The organism is Xenophilus azovorans DSM 13620 (genome assembly GCF_000745855.1).
GTDB lineage: Bacteria > Pseudomonadota > Gammaproteobacteria > Burkholderiales > Burkholderiaceae_C > Xenophilus > Xenophilus azovorans.
Genome location: NZ_JQKD01000003.1, coordinates 218,127 through 239,326, shown reverse-complemented (window position 1 = coordinate 239,326; position 21,200 = coordinate 218,127). Strand labels below are relative to the sequence as shown.

The following is a 21,200-nucleotide window of genomic DNA, read 5'->3' as shown; positions in this document are numbered from 1 at the left end:
GCCGCGGTGGAGTGCGGCATTGTGCCCAAGCAGGCGCGTTCTGCGTGCCCCCAAAAGGCCGGACTGCGCCCAGCCCGCCCCCTCGAGGGGGCAAGAAAACCCGGGGTGGCCCGGCGCTTCCTGAGCGAGTGCGTGACAGCGCGCCGGCACCACCTTTGCTATGTTCCAGGGTTTCCCCGAATCCGCCGCACCGATGACCGACGCCCCCACCACCGCCTGCCTCGTCGACGACCTCGTCGCCCTGATGCGCCTCGCGCCCGCCGGCGAGGACCGCTTCCGAGGGCGGAGCGAGGACATCGGCACGCCCAACGTCTTCGGCGGCCAGGTGCTGGGCCAGGCGCTGATGGCCGCCAGCCTCACCGTGGCGCCGCAGCGGCCGGTGCACTCGATGCACGCCTACTTCCTGCTGCCGGGTGAGCACGCGCCCATCGACTACAGCGTGGACCGCGTGCGCGACGGCCGCAGCTTCACCACCCGCCACGTGCTGGCGCGGCAGAACGGCCGGATCATCTTCGAGATGGCCGCCTCCTTCCAGACGCGCGACCCGGGCGTGGAGCATCAGGAGCCGATGCCCGCCGTGGCCGGCCCCGAGGGCCTGCCCAGCGAGCTGGAACGCCGCGTGGAGGCCGGCGACCGCCTGCCCGAGCCCTTCCGCGTGAAGGCCACGGTGCCGCACGGCATCGAGTACCGCACGGTGGAACAGGACGACCTGCTCGCCCCCGCGCCGCGCGAGGGCGGCTGTGCCATCTGGATGCGCGCCGTCGCCCCGCTGCCGGACGACCCGGTCGTGCACCGCGCCCTGCTGGCCTACGCTTCCGACCACGGCCTGCTGCGCGCCGCCGCCGTGCGCCACGGCCTGAGCTTCCTGGCCGGCCATGTGCGCGCCGCCAGCCTCGACCACGCCATGTGGTTCCACCGCGACTTCCGCTTCGACGACTGGCTGCTGTACGTGGTGGATTCGCCCAGCGCCAGCGGCGCGCGCGGCCTGTGCTTCGGCCGGGTCTACACGCGCGATGGCCGCCTGGTGGCCTCCGCCGCGCAGGAGGGCATGCTGCGCGTCACCGACCTCGCGCCGGCCGGCGCGCGGGCGTCCGTCATCGTCACTTGAACGGGCTGGCCGTCGCGAACCACAGGCCCACGCCGGTGGCGATGATGAAGGCGCCGTCCGTCACGCCGGCGGCCAGGAAGAACTTGCCCTGCAGCTCCTGCATCAGGTCCGGCTGGCGGGCCGAGCCCTCGATCAGCTTGCTGCCCAGGAGCGCGATGCCGATGCACGAGCCCACCGCGCTCATGCCGATCAGCAGCGCGACGGCCAGGGGGAGGATGTCGAAGCCGGTGCCCATGATGCTGTTCTCCTTCGGGGTTGTTGACGTTGCACCGACTGTCGCGCGGCGGCGGCAGCGCGTCGATGACCCCGAAGGTCATGGGCGGGGCGCTCAGCCGGCCGGCGCCGGCGCGCCCCGCGCGGGCGCCAGCACCGCCGCGATGGCCACCATCATCAGCAGCACGGACGCCCAGTCCTGCCAGTGCAGCACCTCGCCCAGCCACAGCGCGCCGCTGAACACGCCCAGCACCGGGATCAGCATCACGCTCAGCGTCGAGGCGATGGGCGGCAGGCCGCGCGCCAGCGCGAACCAGGCCGCCTGCGCGAAGCCGAAGATCAGCACCGCGTTGTAGAGGATGGCGCTCCAGGCGGCCGCGTCGGGCACCTGCCACTGGTCGCGCTCCAGCAGCGCCGACAGCAGCGTCATCACCACCGCTGTCAGCGCGATCATCCAGAAGGTGACGGTCAGCGTGGGCACCGGCAGCTGCGAGCGCCGCAGCAGTTGCGTGCCCAGCGCCCACACCGCGGCCGCCACCAGGGCCAGCGCCAGGTAGCCGGGCCGCCCGGCCATGCCCGCGATCTCGTGCCACAGCAGCAGCCCCACGCCCAGCGCGGCCGCGCCCACGCCGAGCCAGCCGCGCGCGCTCAACCGCGTGCCGTAGAGCAGGGCGCCGATCAGCGCCGAGAAGATCGGCATCGTGTAGCCCAGGATGGCCGCGCGCCCGCTCGACAGGTGCTTGAGCGCGAGGATCATGCAAGCGTGCCAGACGAACATGTTGGTGGCGCTCAGCCACAGCAGCTCGCCCCAGTGCTGCCGCGGCACGCGGAAGGACACCCGCCCGGCCAGCAGGATCGCCGCCAGCACCGGCACGCCGAGCCACAGCGACATCGCCCGGAAACTCAGCGGCGGGAAGTCGGCGATGCCCAGTTTCATCACCGGCCAGTTCAGGCCCCAGATGAGGGTGAGCGGGACGAGCAGCGCCCATTGGCGCGGGGTCAGTTTCTGCATGGCGTCGGGCATTGTGGCGGCTGGCCGCCAGGGCTGCCGGCGCAGGGGCAATGCGCGCCTCGTGCGCTCAGGCCGCCGGCGGTTCGCCCAGCGCGTCCTCCAGCAGCGGCAGCGCCCGCTCCACCGCCGCCTCGCCCTGCGCGATGGCCAGGGCCGCGCGGTGGAAGTCCATCGCGGCGATGTCCGACAGCCGTGGGCGGATCACCACGTCGGCCGGCTCGCCCGCCAGCCGGCTCTGCGTGATGCGCACCTGCATGATGTTCAGGCTGGTGGTCAGCACGTCCAGCATCGAAGGAGCCTGCCGCGCCCGGCCCGCCGCGGCGCGCGGCAGCGGCCGCAGGCGCGCGAGCAGGGCAGCGATCGGCGACGTCGCTGCCGGGGGCGCGTCGGCTTCGTCCGTGCCGCTGCCTTCGGTCTGCACCTCGGCGCGGGCGCGTCGGCCGATCAGGTCCCAGTTCAGGTCCACCGCGATCACCACCTCGGCGCCCATGGCGCGGCACAGCGACACCGGCACGGGGTTGACCAGCCCGCCGTCGACCAGCAGCCGGTCGTCCAGCTGCGTGGGCGTGAACAGGCCGGGCAGCGCGATCGAGGCGCGCACCGCGTCGATCACCGGCCCCTCGCGCAGCCACACCTCGCGGCCCGTGCCCAGCTCGGTGGCGACACAGGCGAAGGGCAGCGGCAGGTGCTCGATGCCCTCGTCGCGGAAATGCTGGCGGAAGAAGCCGGTCAGGCGCGAGCCCTCGATCAGCCCGCCGCCCATGCGGAAGTCGAGCATCGCCACCACGCCGGGCCACGTGAGCCGGCGCACCCAGTCCTCCAGCCAGTCCAGCCGGCCGGCGGCATGCACCGCGCCCACCAGCGCGCCGATCGAGGTGCCGCAGACGATGTCGGGCGCATGGCCCGCGCGCTCCAGCGCGCGGATCACGCCGATGTGCGACCAGCCGCGCGCGGAGCCGCTGCCGAGGGCCAGGCCGATGCGGGGGCGGGAGGAAGACATCGGGTGCAGGATAGCGGACGCGGATGCCGCAGCGCCGACATGGCTTCGGCGGCTGCGCTGCATGAAAGCCGCCAGGCCGCCGGCGGGCGGCCTGATGCTCCTGCATGCGGCGCCCGCCTCAATCCACGGTCGGCACCTCGCGCCAGTTCAGCAGCCGCAGGCCCATGATGCCGGGCAGGTTGATGGGCGTGTTGCGCATCGTGCCCTGGTTGTCGCCGCTGACCAGGCGCACCTTGCCGTCCACGCTCAGGAAGCGCAGGTCGGTGATGGCGGCGTTCACGCTCTGGAAGGGCGAGCCGTCGGCCAGCACGGTCTTGCCTGCGCCGAAGTCCAGCGCATAGATGCGGCTGCTGCCTGAGGGGCTGCAGGCGTCGCCCGCCGTCTTCAGAGTGGTGAAGGCGACCACGCCGCTATAGGAGGTGGCGGAGGAGGTCATGCGCCAGGCCACGTTGTCATCCACGCCCAGGTCCACGAACCAGCCCAGGTCGCCGTTGCCCAGGGCCACGCCCTCCGTCAGGTCGCTCACGGCTTCCAGGTCGGCGCGGCGGATGGGGTAGGTGGTGCCGGCCACGCCGAAGGTGGCGGCGTTGCCGTCGATGATGGCGTAGTAGCTCTGCACGTCGCTCGACTGGATGTCGCTCGCATCCAGCAGCCGGCCGGTACCCACCAGCACGAAGCGCTTCTTGGTGTTGGGCTGGATCTCGATCAGCGGCTGCGTGGTCACGGGCTGCGCCTTGCCGCTGGCGTCGGCCAACAGCGCGATGCGCTGGCCTTCGGGATAGCCGCCGGTGCTGCCCTTGGCGGCCGTGAGGTCGAAGCGCCAGATCTGGCCGTCCAGGTCGCCTGCGTACACGGCGTCGGCCGTGCCATCGCTGAAGTCCTGCACGTAGGCCGAGGCCTGGGCCATGCCGCTGGCGGCGGTGGCGGTCTCGATCTTCTGGATGAGCGAGCCGTCGCGCGGGTTCACCACGTACAGGTAGCCCTTGGTGCCGGCGCTGTTGTAGCCGCCGGTGAAGAGCACGACCCAGCCGTACTTCCTGGTCTTCACCACCACGGGCGCGCCGTAGCTGAAGCCCATGTCGGCGTCGGTGAACTCCCACAGCACCTTGCCGGCGACGCTGGTCTCGGAGTTCATGGCGTCCGGGTCCGTCACGTCGATCGCATAGAAGCCCTTGCCGCCCTTGCCCAGGCCACCGATCAGCACGGTGCGCCAGTCGGCGTTGGCCGCGTTGGTGGTGGTGAAGGTGCCGCCCGCGTGGTTGAAGTCGATGTCGAAGGCCAGCGGGGTGCCGTCCACGTAGAAGCGGTGTTCGTAGTTGGGGTCGCCCAGCCTGGCCAGCAGGCCGTCGCCGGTGTCCTGGCCCGCCGGGCGGCCGAACAGGAAGCTGGGCACGTAGGCGAAACGTTCCTTGCCCGCGTTGGTGCCTTCCAGGGCGCCGTCGAACGCGTGCAGCATGCCGTCGTTGGCACCCGCATACACCACCACGGGGCGGTCTGCATGAGCGGTCTTGAAGGCGGCATAGCCTGGGTTCACCGCGTCGGAGAAGCTCATCGACGGCGGCCCCACGGGCGTGACCTTGGCGTTGACGATGTCGCCCAGCAGCAGGCTGCGCGTGCGGTACGGTGCCGTCGGGCTGGTGGTGCTTCGCTCGTTCGTTCGGTCGCCGCGCAGCCAGTTGAGGTAGTTGGCTCCGTCATTGCCGGCGCCATAGCTCGTATCGAGCCAACCCTGCTGATCGCTCGACAGGCTGTCGTACCGGAACGGGATGCCGGCCGACCCGCTGAAGGTGGCCACGATGCGGCCCGTGTTCCATCCGCTGCCCGCGAGTTGGGTCTGCAGCGTGGTGCCGGTGCTCCACACCTGGGTGGACGTGGGATTGCCATCGCTGTCGAAGGTGATGCGATTGGCGGAGATCCGGCCGGTCCAGTCCTTGGAGTCGTATTGCGCCGCATAGGAGGCCGCGCCCAGCGACGAGACCTGCGCGCTCGACAGCGAGAAGGACGTGGTGTACGCCTGGATCGAGTTGGCGATCCGGCGGAAGGCGTTGCTCAGGCCCTCGACCATCGCGTCAGGACTGCCGGCAGTAAAGTAGTTGTCGGGGCGCCGCTGCGTGTTGCTGCCCGTACCGACCGTATCCGCCGTGGTGGACCACCAGTCCAGAGGGATGTCACCCGCAAAGGTGTAGGGGTCGAAGTTGGCGGGCAGCTTGCTCTGATCCAGACCGCCGAACTTGGCCGCCAGGTAGAACTGATTGTTCTTCTCGAACGGTGCCTCGAGCACGTCGACCCAGTAGGTCTGCACGGTCTGCTTGCCGATGGTCTGCGGCGACTGTGCATTGTCGGGCCGGATGTCGCGCGTGTTGGCGTCGAAAGCCAGGCCGATCATGGTGTAGCGGTTGCTGCGGCCGGAACTGTAGGTGCCCAGGCCGGAACCCCAGATCTGCGTCCTGGGTGGTCCCTCGTCATACAGCCGGCCTGCCTGTTCGGTGACGGTCGGGCCATTGAAATGCTTGTCGTCCTTGACCTTCTGCGGCACGCTGCTGCCGGTGACACCCGCCACGTTGGCGTCGTCGTGGGTGTAGATGTCGCCGATACCCAGCACGAAGTTGCGCTGGCAGGAGTGCTGGATGGGGTCGTCCCAGCTCGTGAGCACCGGAAAGCCGTCGAGCCGCTTGCGCTTGGTGGCGTTGTCCGTCGTGTTCAGGTTGGACCACTCAGGCACATTGCCAAGATTGGCGAAATAGCGCAGGGTGGCGTAATACAACTCGCCCACGGGGTCGTTGCCCTTGTAGTACTCGCTGGGCATGCTCGTGCCGGTGGGCAGCAGGATCTGGCCGAACTTGTTCAGGTAGTTCATGACCCCGCTGTCGATTACCCGGTTGTCGTCCGTGAGGCCCGCCGATGTGTTGGTGGCTGTGGCATCCGCGCTGTCGGGGTTGCGCACCATGATCCCGGTGGTGGGGTCCCATTCGCGGAGGCTGTTGTTGGCAGCGGCCTGGCCGGGCACCGGCTGTGTCGGGGCCACGAACTTCTGCCGTGCGCGCAGCACGCCGCCGTCGCGCTGGTTGCCGGTTTCGTTCAGATAGCCGAAGGCGCTGAAGCGCATCTTCTGCGAGTATTCCTGGATCAGGCCTTCCGGCTTCCAGTTGCCCTCGCCGTACTGCACGCAGTTGGTCTCCACGCCGCCGCTGCCGGGGGAAGGATCGCAGACCTTGACGCGGACGGTGTAGTTCTGTGCCCCCGACACCGATTCGCTGAAGGCCGAGAAGCTGGAGGCCGATGGCGTGCGCCACGAGAACTGCATGACGGCGCCGCCTCCCTTCTCGTAGTAGCGGATGCGGATGTTGAAGTTCTGGCCTGCGGTGAGATAGACGCTGCCGGATTGGTTGAGGGTGGGCGCGTGGTCCGTCCAGTTGTCGATGACCCGGTTGCTGTTGTCGAAGGTGTTGGTGCCGGAAGTGTTGACCCACACGCGGACGCCATCATCCGAGTTGGTCTGGAAGATGTAGTTGCCGGTTTCGGGCGCCGTGAAGGAGCCCAGGTATTCCACGGCGAAGTTGTCCTTGTTGACCCCGCTGACCGGCCTGTCTTCGCCCCAATCCGAATAGGCGTTGTGGCCGGTGCCCGTGGCAACGGGGGTGCCCGCAAAGATGCTATCGCCCGGCGTGCCGGAGAAATGGAAGTAGCGCACGTCGAAGGTGCGCGAGCGGCCGCCCTGCAGATCGACCTGCATCATGTAGCCCAGGCCGTTGACGGCCACGCTCAGCGAGGTCACGGCGTTGCCGAAGGGCGTGGCGCCCGCCACTTCCGACAGCGGGATCTTGCCCTCGGTGCGGTCGGTCTGGTTGCGCGTCGGGAAGTAGCTGCCCTGTCCGGAATGCCAGCCCTTCTCGATGATCGTGTTGCCGACCTCGTCTACCACGCGCCGACCACCGGTCATGGCCCAGCGGAAGGGGTCGATGGCGGTCAGCGTGGCCCAGTTCAGGAAGTTGCCGCTCCAGCGGCCCGAGCAGGTGCGATTGGTGGCGAGCCCCACGGGCTGGAAGTAGCTGGAGTCGCCCCATTTCGTGGCGAGGGTGCCGCCGCCAGGGCTGGTGACCGCCGTCGTGTTCTTGACGTAGGCGTAGCACTTGTTGGGGTCGAAGTAGCCGAGGAAGCTGCGCGTGCTGGTGTAGTTGGCCACGTGGGCCACCCGCGTGACGGTCGGAAATTCAACCGACAGCGCCAGCGCCAGGTTGCCCGGCACCTCCGAGGTCGAGAAGATCGGCTGGTTGGCCAGCGGCGTGGTGGCGGCCAGCGCGGGAGCGTTCGGCAGCAGCAGCGCGCCGGTGAGCGCCATGCACAGGCCGCGGCGCAGACGGGGAAAGCGATGAAGAAGGGTCATGGCGATGCCTTGGTCTGGCGCTTATTGGTCCGGCCGCGCGAACGAGGCCTGCAGGAAGACCTGCGTGTCGCGCGGGCCGGTCACCCGCATGCTGAGGCGGTAGGTGATGGACGGCGGCGGCGGGATGCGCGTGCCCATTTCCTGGCTGCTGCCGCCGCGCACGTCGCTGTTGGAGGGAGGGAACACGCAGCCGGCCGCGCCCAGCACGCCCGATGCGCCCGTGGCACTGCACAGGCGGTCGATCACGTAGCGGATGTGGAGTTGGGCGTCTTCGTCCTCGATGTCGTTGCTGCTCTGGCCCACGGCGTTGAAGGCGCTGTCGCTCAGCAGGGCCAGGGGCACGCCCTGGTCATTGGTCTGGAGCGCGGTGGCGCTGTAGTTGGCGGCCTTGAGATGGCCCTGCCGCGTCGCGGCCTGCGCCAGCGCGCCGCTGCCGTCGAAGGTGGCCAGCACGCGGGCCACGGCGCGTTCGCCCTGGTTGACCAGATCGCGCTTGAAGGCGAGGTTGCCGGCGCTGCTGAGCGAGGCGTTCATGGAGCGCACCACCGCCACGCCGCCGGCCAGCAGGATCACCAGCACGATCAGTGCGAACAGCAGGACCACGCCGCGCTGCCGCGCGCGGACGGGGGAAAGGTGGATTCGGCGGGAGGGGCTCATGACGTGGGCAGCAGCAGCATGTTGCGCAGGGGCACGGTGAGGTCGACCACGCGGTGGCGGAACTGCCGGTCCTCGGTGGCGATGGTGTAGGTGCTGCGCTGGGCTTCGGGCAGGTCGCCGAACAGCGTCAGGCTGGCCGGCGAGACATATTCATCCTCGGCCGCGGGCTTCTCGAAATGCGTGCTGCGCAGCACCAGCGCCACGCGCACGGCCAGCACCTGGCGCGCGGTGGCGGGCGTGTCCATCAGCGACTGGATGTCGTAGCCCTCCTCGTCGGGCGCGGCCCAGCGGTCGCCGTCGGCGGTATTGAAGCGGCCGTCGCCGTTGGCGTCCAGCGCGTACACCGCGCGCAGCGTGACCACGCCGTCGGCCAGGGCCTGCACGGCAGCGCTGTCGCTGCCGGCGAAGTGCATCAGGTCGTAGTTCAGCAGGCGGCGCTCGCCGTCCACGCCGAACATCTGGAACTGCACGTTGTTGGCGCCGGCCCGGCCCACGGGCGAGAAGAAGGCGTTGCCGCCGTCCACCAGGGTGCTCAGGCTGGCCTCCTTGCCGGTGGTGGCGAGATAGGTGCCGCCCAGGGTCAGCAGGTCGTTGGGAGGCGTGGCGCCTTCTTCTTCACCCTCGGATTCGCTGCCGCCACCGCCGCTGGCGCCCGCGGCGCTCACCTGCTCGATCAGGCAGTCGTCCACGCCCTCGCGGCTGACCAAGCCGATGTCGCCGGCCTGCAGGCCGATCGTGTTGTTCAGGCGCAGGGAGTTCTCGTCGGCACCCGCCGAGAGGATGGGGCGCGGGATGTCGCCCGCCGCGGCATTGCCGCCCATCACCACCAGCACGTCGGAGTCGTCGCCGCGCTGGATCAGCACCGGCGCCATGTTCAGCGTCTGCGGCACGCTGGCGAAGGGCGCGGGAAAGGCCGCGGTGCGCGGCAGCAGGGCGCTGCCGCCGCGGCGGATGTTGAGGCGGCAGCCGAACACGCCCAGGTCCCACGCCTGCGTGAAGCCCGAGCCGGCGCTGCGCAGCGCACGGTCCAGCAGGTAGGCGGCGTAGCTGCCCGACTGGTTGGCGTCGTTGATGGCGGTGGTGGCGCGCTTGTGGTTCTCGCCCACGAGCACCACGCTGGTCACGGCCAGCGTGACGATCAGGCCGATGGCCATGGCCACCAGCAACTCGACCAGGGTCAGGCCTGCCTGGGCTTTGGGACGTCGGCGCGGGCTCATGGCAGCACCACCGTGGTCGTGAGCCGGCTAGGCGGGTCGTCTTCTTTGCGACCTGGTGGTTTCCAGGTAATGGTCACATCCACCTGGCGACGTCCGCCAGTGAGGGTGGCGATCTCATAGCCGCCGTCGCCGTCGGGCAGTCCACCTTGCGTGGCGTCGGCCACACGGTCTTCCCAAGCTGTCTTCTCGTCGGCCGTGATGTCGCTCGTGCCGCGCAGCCAGAGCATGCTGACCAGTTCGTTGGCCAGCAGCGAGGCGCGGTTGCGGTCCTCGGTGTCCATCGACACGGCGATGGCGCGCGACTGCAGGCCGATCAGGCCCAGCACGCCGATAGAGAAGATCAGGATGGCGACCAGGACCTCGATGAGGGCCACGCCGCGCTGGCGGCGGGAGGGTGTGCGGCGCTTGTTCATGGCGTGGAAGGGGCTTCGTCCTCGTCCGGCGGCGTCGAGCCGTCGGAAGGGCAGCCGTCGGGATGGGTGTTCGACAAGGTCTTGCGCGGATCGCACAGCCGCACCTGGCCGCCCAGTGCCACCAGCACGCGCAGCGTGAGGCCGCCTTCGATGCCGATCTCATAGGCGGCGTTGTCGGTGGCGGCGCAGGTCGCGCCGCCGGTCACGCCGGTCAGGGTGCTGGTGCTGTTGGCCACCACGCGGCCCAGCGAGTTGAAGCACAGGGCGGCCGGGCCGGTGATCGTCACGCCGGCGCCCACGTCGGTGAGCACGCCGCTGCCCACGAAGGCGCTGTTCTCGTCGGCCGTCATGGAGGGCAGGGTGTGGATCGCCCAATGGTTGCCGTCCTCCTTGGCCGTGACGTCCGTGTCGGTCGCCGTCGGCTTGTCGTCGGTGAGCGAGAACACCACCTGGCGGCTGCGGCGCAGGGCCTCGCTCTGCGCCTCGCGCAGGCCGGACTGCAGCGTTTCACTGACGGCGCGCACCTTGCTGTCGCGGACCCAGCCGAGCATGGGCGGCATGGCCAGGCCCAGCAGGATGGCCAGCAGGGTGATGGTGACCATCAGCTCCACCAGCGTGAAGCCGCCGGCGCGCGCGCGGGCGGATGGGCGCAGGGTCAGCACGCCTGCCCCTTCTTGAGCACCCAGGCGGAGTTGCAGTTGCCCCACGCGCTGGTGGTGGACGAGCGCACGTTCTGGTGCGTGAGCTTGTAGGTGAAACCGTTGGTGGGGCCGCTGCCGACGGCTTGCAGGGTATAGGCCGTGGCGGTGGGATCACCGTCGCAGGACAGTTGGAAACTGCCTACCTTGCGTCCGCTGGCAGGCGTCGTGGCGCAGGGCGTGGTCACGCCGTCAGCCGTGGCGTAGGTGCGGTGGTCCTGGTAGTGCCGCTCCATGTTGGCCTGCATGGCGGCCAGGCCGTTGGTGGCATCCACCACCTGGCCGCGCAGGACATAGTCGCGGTAGCTCGGGATGGCGATGGCAGCCAGGATGCCGATCACGGCCACCACGATCATGACCTCGATGAGCGTGAAGCCGCGGACGGCGCGGCGGCGGAAATGGATGGGGTGTTGCAAAGCCATGGCCCTTCGGAAGGAGAACGCCAGGTGCGTCGGCACCTTCCGGCGCGCGCACGAAGACACAATGGTCACAGAGTGTCTGCAATTGTTTTCAATTGCAAACCCGCTGATCCGTGCTTTCGTGCCATTCGTCGGCCGATGCTTCTGAGGCGGAAGCATTCGATCAGCCGACTTTCATCCACTTGCCGCTATAAGCGATAGTGAGTGCTTCCACCCATGATGCGAGTGAACTGTGGGTGTCGGGCCGAGCAGGCCCCGGCGGATCACCCGGTCCGGCCGCTCAGCCTGCCGCCACCCAGCTCCCCGACTTGCCCCCGTGCTTCTCCAGCACGCGCACGCCGGTGATGGCCATGCCCCGGTCCACCGCCTTGCACATGTCGTAGACCGTCAGCAGCGCCACCTGCACGCTGGTGAGCGCCTCCATCTCCACGCCGGTCGGGCCGACGGTCTCGACGGTGGCGGTGCAGCGCACGTGCGGCACGGGCGCGGCGGCGGTCTCGAAATCGACGGCCACCCGCGTCAGCGCCAGCGGGTGGCACAGCGGGACGAGGTCGCTGGTCTTCTTGGCGGCCTGGATGCCGGCGATGCGGGCCACGCCGAGCACGTCGCCCTTCTTCGCGCCGCCCGACTCGATCAGCGCCAGCGTCTCGGCGCGCATCTCGATGACGCCCGTGGCCACGGCCACCCGCCGGGTGGCGGGCTTGCCCGCCACGTCGACCATGTGGGCCTGGCCCTGGGCGTCGAAGTGGGTGAGGGAAGAGGCGGCGGCGGACGAACTCATGCTGAACGATCGGCGGTGTGGCGCATCATACGGGCCGGGTCCGGCGCCCGCCGCCGCCCGCACGCCCGACGAGAACCGCCGACCGATGCTTCGACCGCCTTCGCCCCCGCGTCCTCCTGCCTTCCGCCATGCACGCCCGCTGCTGGCCGCCCTGCTGATCGCCTCCCAGGCCTTGTGGCCGCTGCAGGGCCACGCCCAGGTGCAGCCGCTGCCCGGCCTGTCCGACGGCGCGGAGATGACCGCCACGGCCGAGCGCCAGCTGGGCGACCGCATCGCCCGCGAGCTGTACCGCGACCCGGACTACATCGACGACCCGGTGCTGGCGGACTACGTGCAGGACATCTGGCAGCGCCTGCTGGCCGCCGCCCGCACGCGCGGCGAGCTCACCCCCGAGTTGGACGAGCGCTACGCCTGGCAGGTGATGATCGGCCGCGACCGCACCGTCAACGCCTTTGCGCTGCCCGGCGGCTACCTGGGTCTGCACACGGGGCTGATCGCGATCACCGAGACCCGCGACGAGCTGGCCTCGGTGTTGGGGCACGAGCTATCGCACGTCACGCAGCGCCACATCTCGCGCATGCTGACCCAGCAGAGCCGCCAGGCCCCGCTGCTGCTGGCCGCCATGATCCTCGGCGGCCTGGCCGCGGCCAAGAGCAGGAGCGGCGGCGACCTGGGCATGGCGGCGATGGTCGGCGGCCAGGCGATGGCGATGCAGAAGCAGCTGGACTTCTCGCGCGACATGGAGCGCGAGGCCGACCGCATCGGCTTCGGCGTGATGACGCAGGCGGGCTTCTCGCCGCGCGGCGCGGCCGCGATGTTCGAGAAGCTGCAGTACGCCTCGCGGCTGAACGACAACGGCTCCTATCCCTACCTGCGCAGCCACCCGTTGACCGGCGAGCGCCTCACGGAGATGGAGGCGCGCTTCCAGTTCCGCACCGAGGCGGTTGCGCCGCTCGCGCCGCAGATGGAGCACGCCATGATCGCGGCCCGCGCGCGGGTGCTCAGCCGTCCGGGCGCCGACCTGCTGCGCCAGTGGCTGCAGGCGGTCGACAGCAGCGAGTTCGCCCGCGCCCGCCCGGCGCAGCAGGCCGGGATGCTCTATGCCGCCGCCCGCTCCGCCGTCGAACTGCGGGACCTGAAGGCCGCCCGCGCCCTGGCCGCGCGCCTGGCCGCCCGCGTGCAGGGCGACGCCCCGGCCGAGCGGCTGGCCCGGCTGCTGCAGGCGGAGGTGGAATTGGACGCCGGCAACGGCGCCGCCGCGGCGGCGCTGCTGGATCCGAAGGCGCATCCGAAGGACCGCGCGGAACTGGTGCTCGCGGCGCAGGCCGCCGTCGCCGCCCGCCAGCCGGACGGCGTGGCCGCGCCGCTGCGCGACTGGGTGGCGCTGCATCCGCGCGATGCGACCGCGTGGCGCACGCTGTCGGCGGTGTACGGGGTTCAGGGCGAGACGCTGCGCGCCATCCGCGCCGATGCCGAGGCCAACGTCGCGGTGCTCGACTACGTGGCCGCGCGCGACCGCTTCCGCGCCGCACAGGACTGGGTGCGCCAGGCCGGCCCCGGCACGAGGGTGGACCACTACGAGGCGTCGATCATCGACACCCGTGCGCGCGAGGTGGAGGCCAAGGCGAAGGAGCAACTCGCCGACAAGGACAAGCCGCTGCAGTAAATAGGCGGCGGCTGCCGGTTCAGCGCTTGCCCAGCAGCCCGCCCAGCGCCGCCTCGATCAGCACCCCGAGGATCGAGTACAGCAGCGAGCCCAGCACCGCCGCCCAGAAGCCGCTGACGTGGAAGCCCTGCAGCAGTCCCGAGGCGGCCCAGAACAGCAGGGCGTTGATGACGAAGAGGAACAGGCCCAGCGTGACGATGGTGACCGGAAAGGTGAGCACCACCAGCACCGGCCGCACGACCATGTTCAGCAGGCCGATCACCGCCGCGGCGATGAGCGCGCTGCCGAAGCTTGCTACCTGCACGCCGCCATAGAGATAGGCCACCGCCAGCAGCGCCACGGCGCTGAGCAGCCATTTGAGGATCAGACGCATGGCCGCAGCATAGCGGCAATGCCGTCGCCGAGGTGAGGCCTATTCCGCCAGTTCGTTGGCCAGCACCAGCAGCGCACCCATGCCGGCCACCGCGCCGGGCAGCGCCCAGCCGGACTGCGCCGGCTGCTGGCCCACCGCCACCGGCTCCATGTCCACGCCCACCTTCGGGCGGCGGGCATCGACGACCGGCACGGCGCCGTGCTCGAGCTGCAGCTTGCGGGTCAGCTCGACCAGCGGGCCCTTGGCCAGCACCGCCGTCACCTGCGCACCGCCGGCCGTGAGGGCCGGGGCCAGGGTCTCCTGCGCGCGCGCGAACCACTTGGCGCGCCAGTTCTCGCGCGCGCTGTGGCTCACCCACTTGCTGATGCGGTGCGTCATGCGCGGGGCGCAGGCCACCAGCACCCAGTGCCGCGGCGCACCGCCGGCCGTGGCAGGGGCGAGCCGTTCGAGGTGTTCGCGGGCGTAGGCCGCGTCATCGACGTAGAGAATGATCTTGTCGCTCATCTCGAATCTCCTCCAGGGAGGGCGGCTCGCGCCGGGATGGAAGGCCGCGCCCGGGGGCGCGGCGGCAGGTGCGGACAGTGTGCCAGATCAGCCGTGCTGCGCGCCACCGCCGGTGCGGCGCGAGGCCAGCAGCTTGCCGATTGCCAGCACCAGCAGCGCGCCGGCGACGTGGGCCGTCCAGTACAGCGTGTCGGAGATGACGGCCTGGCCGTCGGCGCCCATGGTGCCCAGCTTGGGCATCCAGGTCCACTTCTCGGTGTTGACGAAGGCCGGGTCCGTCACCAGCATGCCGCCGGCGATCCAGCCCAGCAGCATGCCGCCCAGGGTGATGATCAGCGGGAAGCGCTCCATCAGCTTGATGACCAGCTGGCTGCCCCAGACGATGATCGGGATCGAGATCAGCAGGCCCAGGACCACGAGCAGCATCGAGTGGTCGCCCGCGTTCTGCGCGGCGCCGGCGATGGCGATCACGTTGTCCACGCTCATCACCAGATCCGCCACGATGATGGTCTTGATGGCCGCCAGCAGCCTGTCGCTGCCCTGGATGTCGCCGTGGCCGTCCTCGTCGGGGGCCAGCAGCTTCACGCCGATCCACACCAGCAGGATGGCGCCGACGAACTTGAGGAACGGGATGTTCAGCAGCGTCATCGCGAACGCGATGAGGATGACGCGCAGGACGATGGCGCCGGCGGTGCCGAAGATGATGCCCTTGGTGCGCTGCGCGGGCGGCAGCTTGCGGCAGGCCAGCGCGATCACCACGGCGTTGTCGCCGCCGAGCAGGATGTCGATGATGATGATCTGGCCCAGCGCGACCCAGAACTCGGGAGCAGTCAGAAATTCCATAGGTTCCTCAGTGTCAGCCACGGATGGGAAGGCGCGTGGGGACGCTGCTTCCCGCTTTGACCTGCCAGGGGCGACGGCCCAGGATGCATGGACCGCACACCGAAGAACGTGAGGGACCGACGCATGACCTTGACCAGCCCGAAGAAGGCTCAATCAAAGGTCTTGCTCGGCTGGCGCGGCGCATGGCGCTGCGCGCTCTGCCCGATCTGCCGGAAGCGGATGCTTCGTATTGACGACAGATCGACGGACCGCGGCGGGTGCATCCGCGTGGATGCATCGACGGGCCGGGAGCTACTCCCCCTCGAATCCGCGGATTGGACCACAGCCCATGCCGCCAGCGCAAGGAGGCCGCACGGCCTGCCGGGGCACTGGCGCTGCGCCTAAGATCGGCGCCCCGCGGCGCACGCCGCCCTTTCTCCGCGTCGCTTCCCGTTCCCTTCCATGGCCGGCATCCACATCACCGACATCGAGGCCGCCATCAACTTCTGGCGCGAGCGCAAGCCCTCGCCCGACGGCCTGACGCTGGCGCCCGAGGTGCGGGCGCTGGCCGAGGTGTATGCGCTCATGGTCTTCCACGGCGAGGACGAGGCCGACGAGGTCGGCTTCCCGCCGCGGGCCTGGGACGCCTGGCTGGCGTGGTACGGGACCACGCCCGATACGCCCTGCATCGCCATCTGCTCGACCAGCCAGGGCGACGACGAATGCAAGGGCTGCGGGCGCAGCTTCGAGGAAGTGCAGCACTGGCCCGCCATGACGCCGGCCGAGAAGCGCCGGACCTGGCGCCGCATCACCATGCAGGACACGGCCTGGCGCTTCAACCGCTACGCCGAGCGCGCGCGCGAGGCCGAGGCTGCGCGCCGCACCGCCGCCGCGGCGCCGGCCGGCGAAGGCAGCCCTTCGGCGGCCTGATCCGGCCCGACCGACCGAGGCCCCATGCGCCGGCTGGCCCAGGCTCCCAACCTCGCCATCGCCACGCTGTGGGCCGATGCGTTGCGCGCCGAGGGGCTGGACGTGACGGTGCAGCGCGAGTACCTCGGCGCCGCCGCCGGCGAGCTGCCGCCCGACCAATGCCTGCCCGAGCTGTGGATCGGCGACGACGCGCAGCACGCGCTGGCGCTGCGCCTGCTGGCGGCGCTCCGGCATCCGCCGCAGCGGCAGTGGCACTGCGCCTGCGGCGAGTTCGTCGAGGGCGGATTCGAGCAGTGCTGGCACTGCGGGGCGCCGATGCCGGGCGCTTGAGGCGGAAGCGCGTTCAGCCCCATTCAACCGTTCACGCTGAGCTTGTCGAAGCGCCGCCCCCGGCTTCGACAGGCTCAGCCCGAACGGTGTCTGTGGTTCGAAGATCCGCGGCAGGCGATGCGCTACTTCCAGCGCACCGGCTCGATGTCCACCGAGCGCGTGCCGTCGCCCAGCATCAGCACGCCCTCCTGGAGCGTCGCCTGCAGCCGCATGCTGCGCTGCGCCAGCGCGCCGAGCTGCTGCACGGCGGCGGTCGGTAGGCGCCATACCTCCAGGCCGGCCAGGCGCGCGAGCTTGCCCTCGATGCCCCGCCACCACACCTCGGCCGCGTGGCCGTAGGCGTACAGGCGCACGGCGTCGGCCTTGCCGCAGGCCTTGGCGATCGGGCGCTCCTCGGGCTGGCCCACCTCCACCCACAGGCGCGTGCGCCCGGTGAAGTCGCGCAGCCAGACGTCGGGCTCGTCCGGGTCCGACAGGCCGGCGCCGAAGGCCAGGGTGCCGTCGCCGCCGCAGCGGTCCTGCAGCTCGTGCGCGTTGAGCGCCAGCGCCGCCAGCCGCACCATCATGCGTTCGTCGGTCTCGCTCGGGTGGCGGGCCAGGGTGAGGGCGTGGTCGGCGTAGTAGCCGTGGTCGATGTCGGCCACGGCCACCTCGGCCTTGAAGACGGTGGATTTGAGCGCCACCGGGTCAGACGCGCCGGGCGAGTTCGGCCGCCTTGCCGGTGTAGCTGCCGGGCGTCATGGCCAGCAGCCGTTCCTTCTCGGCCTCGGGGATTTCCAGCGAGCGGATCAGCGCGTGCAGCGCCTCGGCCGTGACGGCCTGGCCGCGCGTGACCTCCTTGAGCTTCTCGTAGGCGCCGGGCACGCCGAAGCGGCGCATCACGGTCTGGATCGGCTCGGCCAGCACCTCCCAGCTCGCGTCCAGGTCGGCGGCCAGCGCGGACTCGTTCAGCTCCAGCTTGCCCAGGCCGGTGGCCAGGCTCGCATAGGCCAGCACCGCGTAGCCGAAGGCCACGCCGATGTTGCGCAGCACGGTGCTGTCGGTCAGGTCGCGCTGCCAGCGGCTGATCGGCAGCTTCTCGGAGAGGTGGCGCAGCAGCGCATTGGCCAGGCCCAGGTTGCCCTCGGCGTTCTCGAAGTCGATCGGGTTGACCTTGTGCGGCATGGTCGAGGAACCGATCTCGCCGGCCTTCAGCCGCTGCTTGAAGTAGCCCAGGCTGACGTAGCCCCACACGTCGCGCGAGAAGTCGATGAGGATGGTGTTGGCGCGCGCCACCGCGTCGAACAGCTCGGCCATGTAGTCGTGCGGCTCGATCTGGATGCTGTAGGGCTGGAACGTGAGGCCCAGGCCCTGCGGCGCGGGCGTCTCGACCACCTTGCGGCTGAAGGCCTCCCAGTCGAAGCCGGGCCAGGCCGCCAGGTGCGCGTTGTAGTTGCCCACGGCGCCGTTCATCTTGCCCAGCAGCTTCACCGCGGCGATGGCGGAGCGCGCGTTGGCCAGGCGCACGGCCACGTTGGCGATCTCCTTGCCCACGGTGGTGGGGCTGGCGGTCTGGCCGTGGGTGCGGCTGAGCATGGGCACGGCGGCGAAGTCGTGCGCCATCTTCTTCAGGGTGGCAATGATGCCGTCCAGCGCCGGCAGCAGCACCTGCTCGCGCGCGGCCTGGATCTGCAGCGCGTGGCTGGTGTTGTTGATGTCCTCGCTGGTGCAGGCGAAGTGCACGAACTCGGCGGCCGACTCCAGCTCGGGCCGGGCCTCGAACTTGGACTTGATCCAGTACTCCACCGCCTTGACGTCGTGGTTGGTGGTCTTCTCGATCTCCTTGATCGCCAGCGCGTCGGCCTCGCCGAAGTGCGACACCAGCCCCATCAGGTACTTGCGCGCGCCGGGCGTGAGCGGCTTGAACTCGGCGAAGCCGGCGTCCGACAGCGCGATGAACCAGGCCACCTCCACCTGCACGCGGCGGTGCATGTAGCCCTGCTCGCTCATCAGCGGGCGCAGCGCGGCGAGCCGGCCGGCGTAGCGGCCATCGAGGGGGGAGAGGGCGGAAACGGGGGAGAAGCTCATCCCGGAATTGTAGGAGCCGGCCTCCCGCGGGCGGGCCGCGGGCGCGGGGCCGCGCCCGTAGAATCCGGCCGCCACAATGACCACGCCCCCCGGGGGCGCCCGCGCATGAAACTCATCGGATCGACCGCCAGTCCGTACGTTCGGAAGGTGCGCGTCGTGCTGGCCGAGAAACGGCTGGACTGCCAGTTCATCCACGAGGATGTCTGGTCCGATGACACCACCATCTCCGCCTCCAACCCGCTGGGCAAGGTGCCCTGCCTGGTCATGGACGGCGGCGAGGCGATGTTCGACTCGCGCGTGATCGTCGAGTACCTGGACACCCTCTCGCCGGTCGGCAAGCTCATCCCGCCCTCGGGCCGCGAGCGCGCCGAGGTCAAGACCTGGGAGGCGCTGGCCGACGGCGTGATGGACGCCGGCGTGCTGTGGCGCATGGAGGCCATCTGGCCCAAGCGCGCCGAGGGCGAGCGCAGCCAGGCCTGGATGGACCGCCAGCGCGGCAAGGTCGAGGCCGGCATCGCCGCCATGGCCAAGGGCCTGGGCGACAAGCCCTTCTGCAGCGGCATCCACCTGAGCCTGTCCGACATCGCGGTGGGCTGCGCGCTGGGCTGGATCGCCTTCCGCTTTCCCGAGGTCGACTGGCGCGGCCGGCACCCCGAGCTGGCGCGCCTGCACGACAAGCTGCTGCAGCGGCCCAGCTTCGCCGACACCCAGCCGCAGTAGGCGCGTCGTCCGACTCCCAAACGCAAGAAGGGCGCCTCGTCGGGCGCCCTTTGCGTTCGTGCCGCCTGCATCGGCAGGCCGGCGGAAATAAAAATGCTGCGAAGCGCCCCGAAACGAAAGGAGGGAGGGAGGGAGGAGGAGAAGAGTCGCTCCGGGATTGCAGCCGGGGCCGAGAAGGCCCGGAAGGCTTCGCAGCAGCAAACCGTGCCGCCATCATGCGTGGCGGCGAAGTGTGGGAACGTAGGCGGAGGGCGACGGTTCCGGCGACTTCGTAAACGTTTGTGTCGCAGGGGTCAGTGCACGGCCGCCAGCTCGCGCTCGACGGCATGCACGAAGCCCAGGTCGTCGGGCGAGGTCATGCTGGACCAGGCCCGCACCACCCGTCCGTCGCGGGCGATCAGGTACTTGTAGAAGTTCCACTTGGGCGTGGTGCCGCTGGCCCGCGCCAGCTCGCGGAACAGCGGGTTCGCGTCCGCCCCGCGCACGGCGGACTTGGCGAACATCGGGAATTTCACGCCGAAGGTGTTCTCGCAGAACTCGGCGATCTGCTTGTTGGAGCCCGACTCCTGCGCGAAGTCGTTGGAGGGAAAGCCCAGCACCACCAGGCCGCGGTCGCGGTACCTGCGGTCCAGCGCCTCCAGCCCGCGGTACTGCGGCGTGAAGCCGCAGAAGCTGGCGGTGTTGACCACCAGCACCACCTTGCCGGCGTACTGGCACAGCGGCTGCGGCGTCTCGTCCTGCAGCCGCGGAAAGGTGTGCTGCAGGATGGCCGGGCAGGAAGCGGCGGGCTCGGCCGCCATCGCCGGCTGCGCGGCGGCCACCAGGCCGGCGAGAAGAACGAGGGTGCGCATGGCGATGCTCCTGTCGACGTTGGGGGCATGCGGCCCCGGGCGGCGGCGCAAGGCGCATCATCGCGCTTCGCACGCCGAAGGCCAAGGCCCCCGGGAGCGTCCCGGGGCCGCGCCGCCCGGCCTCCTAGAATCGAACGCCCCATGGGAAGGACGTCGATGCTGTATCCGGAACTCTTCAGGCAACTCGAATCCGTGCGCTGGCACATGGACCGGGACATCCCCTGGCAGGACTTCGATGCCGGCCTGCTCACCGACGAGCAGGCGCAGACCATCAAGATGAACGCCATCACCGAATGGTCGGCGCTGCCCGCCACCGAGATGTTCCTGCGCGACAACCGGCACGACAGCGATTTCTCCGCCTTCATGTCGATCTGGTTCTTCGAGGAGCAGAAGCACTCGCTGGTGCTGATGGAATACCTCAAGCGCTTCCGCCCCGACCTGGCACCGACCGAGGAGGAACTGCACGACGTGCGCTTCGACTTCGACCCGGCGCCGCCGCTGGAGACGCTGATGCTGCACTTCTGCGGCGAGATCCGCCTGAACCACTGGTACCGCCGCGCGTCCGAGTGGCACACCGAGCCGGTCATCAAGCACATCTACACCACGCTCAGCCAGGACGAGGCGCGCCACGGCGGCGCCTACCTGCGCTACATGAAGCGCGCGATGGAGAAGTTCGGCGACGAGGCGCGCGCCGCCTTCGCCAAGGTCGGCGTGCTGATGGCCAGCGCGCGCCGCACCGCGCAGGCGCTGCACCCGACCAACCTGCACGTGAACAAGGCGCTGTTCCCGCGCGACACCATCCAGAGCCGCATGCCCGACCCGGACTGGCTGGAGCGCTGGCTCGATACCCAGATCAAGTTCGACGCCGCCTGGGAGGGCAAGGTGGGCGAGCGCATCCTGCACAACCTGAGCCGGCTGCTGGGCCACAGCTTCAAGACGGTGCAGGAGCTCAACCGCTACCGCAAGGAACTGGCGGCCCGGCTCGGCCCGCAGCCCGAGTACCAGGGCGCCTGAGGCGGCGCAGGCCGCCGCCTT

The 21,200-nt window shown here is 70.2% G+C and carries 22 protein-coding genes; 6 read left to right on the top strand and 16 right to left on the bottom strand.

Annotation, left to right across the window (positions count from 1 at the left end):
• Positions 1–193: 193 nt before the first annotated feature.
• Positions 194–1,108: an acyl-CoA thioesterase gene (locus Q392_RS01050; protein ID WP_038200534.1), complete on the top strand. Its 915-nt coding sequence runs from the start codon at positions 194–196 to the stop codon at positions 1,106–1,108.
• On the opposite strand, the gene atpE is transcribed toward Q392_RS01050, so the two are convergent.
• From atpE to moaC, 10 genes are all read right to left on the bottom strand, one after another.
• A complete protein-coding gene (atpE, locus tag Q392_RS01045; protein ID WP_038200389.1) occupies positions 1,101–1,343 on the bottom strand; it encodes a F0F1 ATP synthase subunit C in 243 nt (80 codons plus the stop codon). The genes Q392_RS01050 and atpE overlap by 8 nt on opposite strands.
• 93 nt (positions 1,344–1,436) lie before the next feature.
• Positions 1,437–2,333, bottom strand: coding sequence for a DMT family transporter (locus Q392_RS01040; protein WP_038200533.1), 897 nt, complete (start codon positions 2,331–2,333; stop codon positions 1,437–1,439).
• A 67-nt stretch (positions 2,334–2,400) separates the two neighbouring features.
• Positions 2,401–3,333, bottom strand: a complete 933-nt coding sequence (locus tag Q392_RS01035) for a patatin-like phospholipase family protein (RefSeq protein ID WP_038200388.1) — start codon at positions 3,331–3,333, stop codon at positions 2,401–2,403.
• A 118-nt stretch (positions 3,334–3,451) separates the two neighbouring features.
• Positions 3,452–7,717 carry a PilC/PilY family type IV pilus protein gene (locus Q392_RS01030; protein WP_051952622.1) on the bottom strand — a complete coding sequence of 1,422 codons (4,266 nt, stop codon included), beginning with the start codon at positions 7,715–7,717 and terminating at the stop codon, positions 3,452–3,454.
• Between the two features lie 21 nt (positions 7,718–7,738).
• On the bottom strand, positions 7,739–8,374 hold the full coding sequence (locus Q392_RS01025; RefSeq protein WP_038200387.1) for a pilus assembly PilX family protein: 636 nt from the start codon (positions 8,372–8,374) through the stop codon (positions 7,739–7,741).
• Positions 8,371–9,591, bottom strand: a complete 1,221-nt coding sequence (locus Q392_RS01020) for a PilW family protein (protein ID WP_084216769.1) — start codon at positions 9,589–9,591, stop codon at positions 8,371–8,373. Before Q392_RS01020 ends, Q392_RS01025 begins: the two co-directional genes overlap by 4 nt.
• Positions 9,588–10,004, bottom strand: a complete 417-nt coding sequence (gene pilV, locus Q392_RS01015; protein ID WP_038200385.1) for a type IV pilus modification protein PilV — start codon at positions 10,002–10,004, stop codon at positions 9,588–9,590. Before pilV ends, Q392_RS01020 begins: the two co-directional genes overlap by 4 nt.
• The gene (locus Q392_RS01010; protein ID WP_051952618.1) at positions 10,001–10,666 is read right to left on the bottom strand and encodes a GspH/FimT family pseudopilin; all 666 of its coding nucleotides are present in this window, start codon (positions 10,664–10,666) and stop codon (positions 10,001–10,003) included. The genes pilV and Q392_RS01010 overlap by 4 nt, the downstream gene beginning before the upstream one ends.
• Complete coding sequence (locus Q392_RS01005; protein WP_051952616.1) at positions 10,660–11,124, bottom strand: type IV pilin protein; 465 nt, start codon at positions 11,122–11,124, stop codon at positions 10,660–10,662. Before Q392_RS01005 ends, Q392_RS01010 begins: the two co-directional genes overlap by 7 nt.
• A gap of 277 nt (positions 11,125–11,401) precedes the next feature.
• Positions 11,402–11,902 (bottom strand): cyclic pyranopterin monophosphate synthase MoaC, encoded by a 501-nt coding sequence (moaC, locus tag Q392_RS01000; RefSeq protein WP_038200384.1) that lies wholly within the window; start codon positions 11,900–11,902, stop codon positions 11,402–11,404.
• An 85-nt stretch (positions 11,903–11,987) separates the two neighbouring features.
• On the opposite strand from moaC, the gene Q392_RS00995 reads away from it, so the two are divergent.
• Positions 11,988–13,568, top strand: coding sequence for a M48 family metalloprotease (locus tag Q392_RS00995; RefSeq protein WP_051952615.1), 1,581 nt, complete (start codon positions 11,988–11,990; stop codon positions 13,566–13,568).
• A gap of 19 nt (positions 13,569–13,587) precedes the next feature.
• Here the strand turns inward: Q392_RS00995 and Q392_RS00990 are convergent, their stop codons facing one another.
• The 3 genes from Q392_RS00990 to Q392_RS00980 form a co-directional block, all read right to left on the bottom strand.
• The gene (locus Q392_RS00990) at positions 13,588–13,941 is read right to left on the bottom strand and encodes a phage holin family protein (RefSeq protein ID WP_038200383.1); all 354 of its coding nucleotides are present in this window, start codon (positions 13,939–13,941) and stop codon (positions 13,588–13,590) included.
• A 39-nt stretch (positions 13,942–13,980) separates the two neighbouring features.
• A complete protein-coding gene (locus tag Q392_RS00985) occupies positions 13,981–14,445 on the bottom strand; it encodes a hypothetical protein (protein ID WP_038200382.1) in 465 nt (154 codons plus the stop codon).
• Between the two features lie 87 nt (positions 14,446–14,532).
• Positions 14,533–15,288, bottom strand: coding sequence for a TerC family protein (locus Q392_RS00980; protein WP_038200381.1), 756 nt, complete (start codon positions 15,286–15,288; stop codon positions 14,533–14,535).
• A gap of 441 nt (positions 15,289–15,729) precedes the next feature.
• Here Q392_RS00980 and Q392_RS00975 point away from each other — a divergent pair, with 441 nt between their 5' ends.
• Together Q392_RS00975 and Q392_RS00970 are read left to right on the top strand one after the other, a co-directional pair.
• Positions 15,730–16,197, top strand: coding sequence for a DUF3717 domain-containing protein (locus Q392_RS00975; RefSeq protein WP_038200380.1), 468 nt, complete (start codon positions 15,730–15,732; stop codon positions 16,195–16,197).
• A gap of 24 nt (positions 16,198–16,221) precedes the next feature.
• Positions 16,222–16,527, top strand: coding sequence for a hypothetical protein (locus Q392_RS00970; RefSeq protein ID WP_038200379.1), 306 nt, complete (start codon positions 16,222–16,224; stop codon positions 16,525–16,527).
• A gap of 122 nt (positions 16,528–16,649) precedes the next feature.
• On the opposite strand, the gene Q392_RS00965 is transcribed toward Q392_RS00970, so the two are convergent.
• Both Q392_RS00965 and purB read right to left on the bottom strand, forming a co-directional pair.
• A complete protein-coding gene (locus tag Q392_RS00965) occupies positions 16,650–17,210 on the bottom strand; it encodes a YaeQ family protein (protein WP_038200377.1) in 561 nt (186 codons plus the stop codon).
• Positions 17,211–17,214: 4 nt separating this feature from the next.
• Positions 17,215–18,594: an adenylosuccinate lyase gene (gene purB / locus Q392_RS00960; protein ID WP_038200527.1), complete on the bottom strand. Its 1,380-nt coding sequence runs from the start codon at positions 18,592–18,594 to the stop codon at positions 17,215–17,217.
• 105 nt (positions 18,595–18,699) lie between these two features.
• Between purB and Q392_RS00955 the strand changes: the two genes are divergently transcribed.
• Positions 18,700–19,314: a glutathione S-transferase N-terminal domain-containing protein gene (locus Q392_RS00955; RefSeq protein ID WP_038200375.1), complete on the top strand. Its 615-nt coding sequence runs from the start codon at positions 18,700–18,702 to the stop codon at positions 19,312–19,314.
• 293 nt (positions 19,315–19,607) lie between these two features.
• Here Q392_RS00955 and Q392_RS00950 read toward each other — a convergent pair whose 3' ends face one another.
• Entirely contained in the window at positions 19,608–20,165 is a 558-nt protein-coding gene (locus Q392_RS00950; protein WP_051952613.1) for a glutathione peroxidase, read from the bottom strand.
• Between the two features lie 156 nt (positions 20,166–20,321).
• On the opposite strand from Q392_RS00950, the gene Q392_RS00945 reads away from it, so the two are divergent.
• Positions 20,322–21,179, top strand: coding sequence for a ferritin family protein (locus Q392_RS00945; protein WP_038200374.1), 858 nt, complete (start codon positions 20,322–20,324; stop codon positions 21,177–21,179).
• Positions 21,180–21,200: the final 21 nt, after the last annotated feature.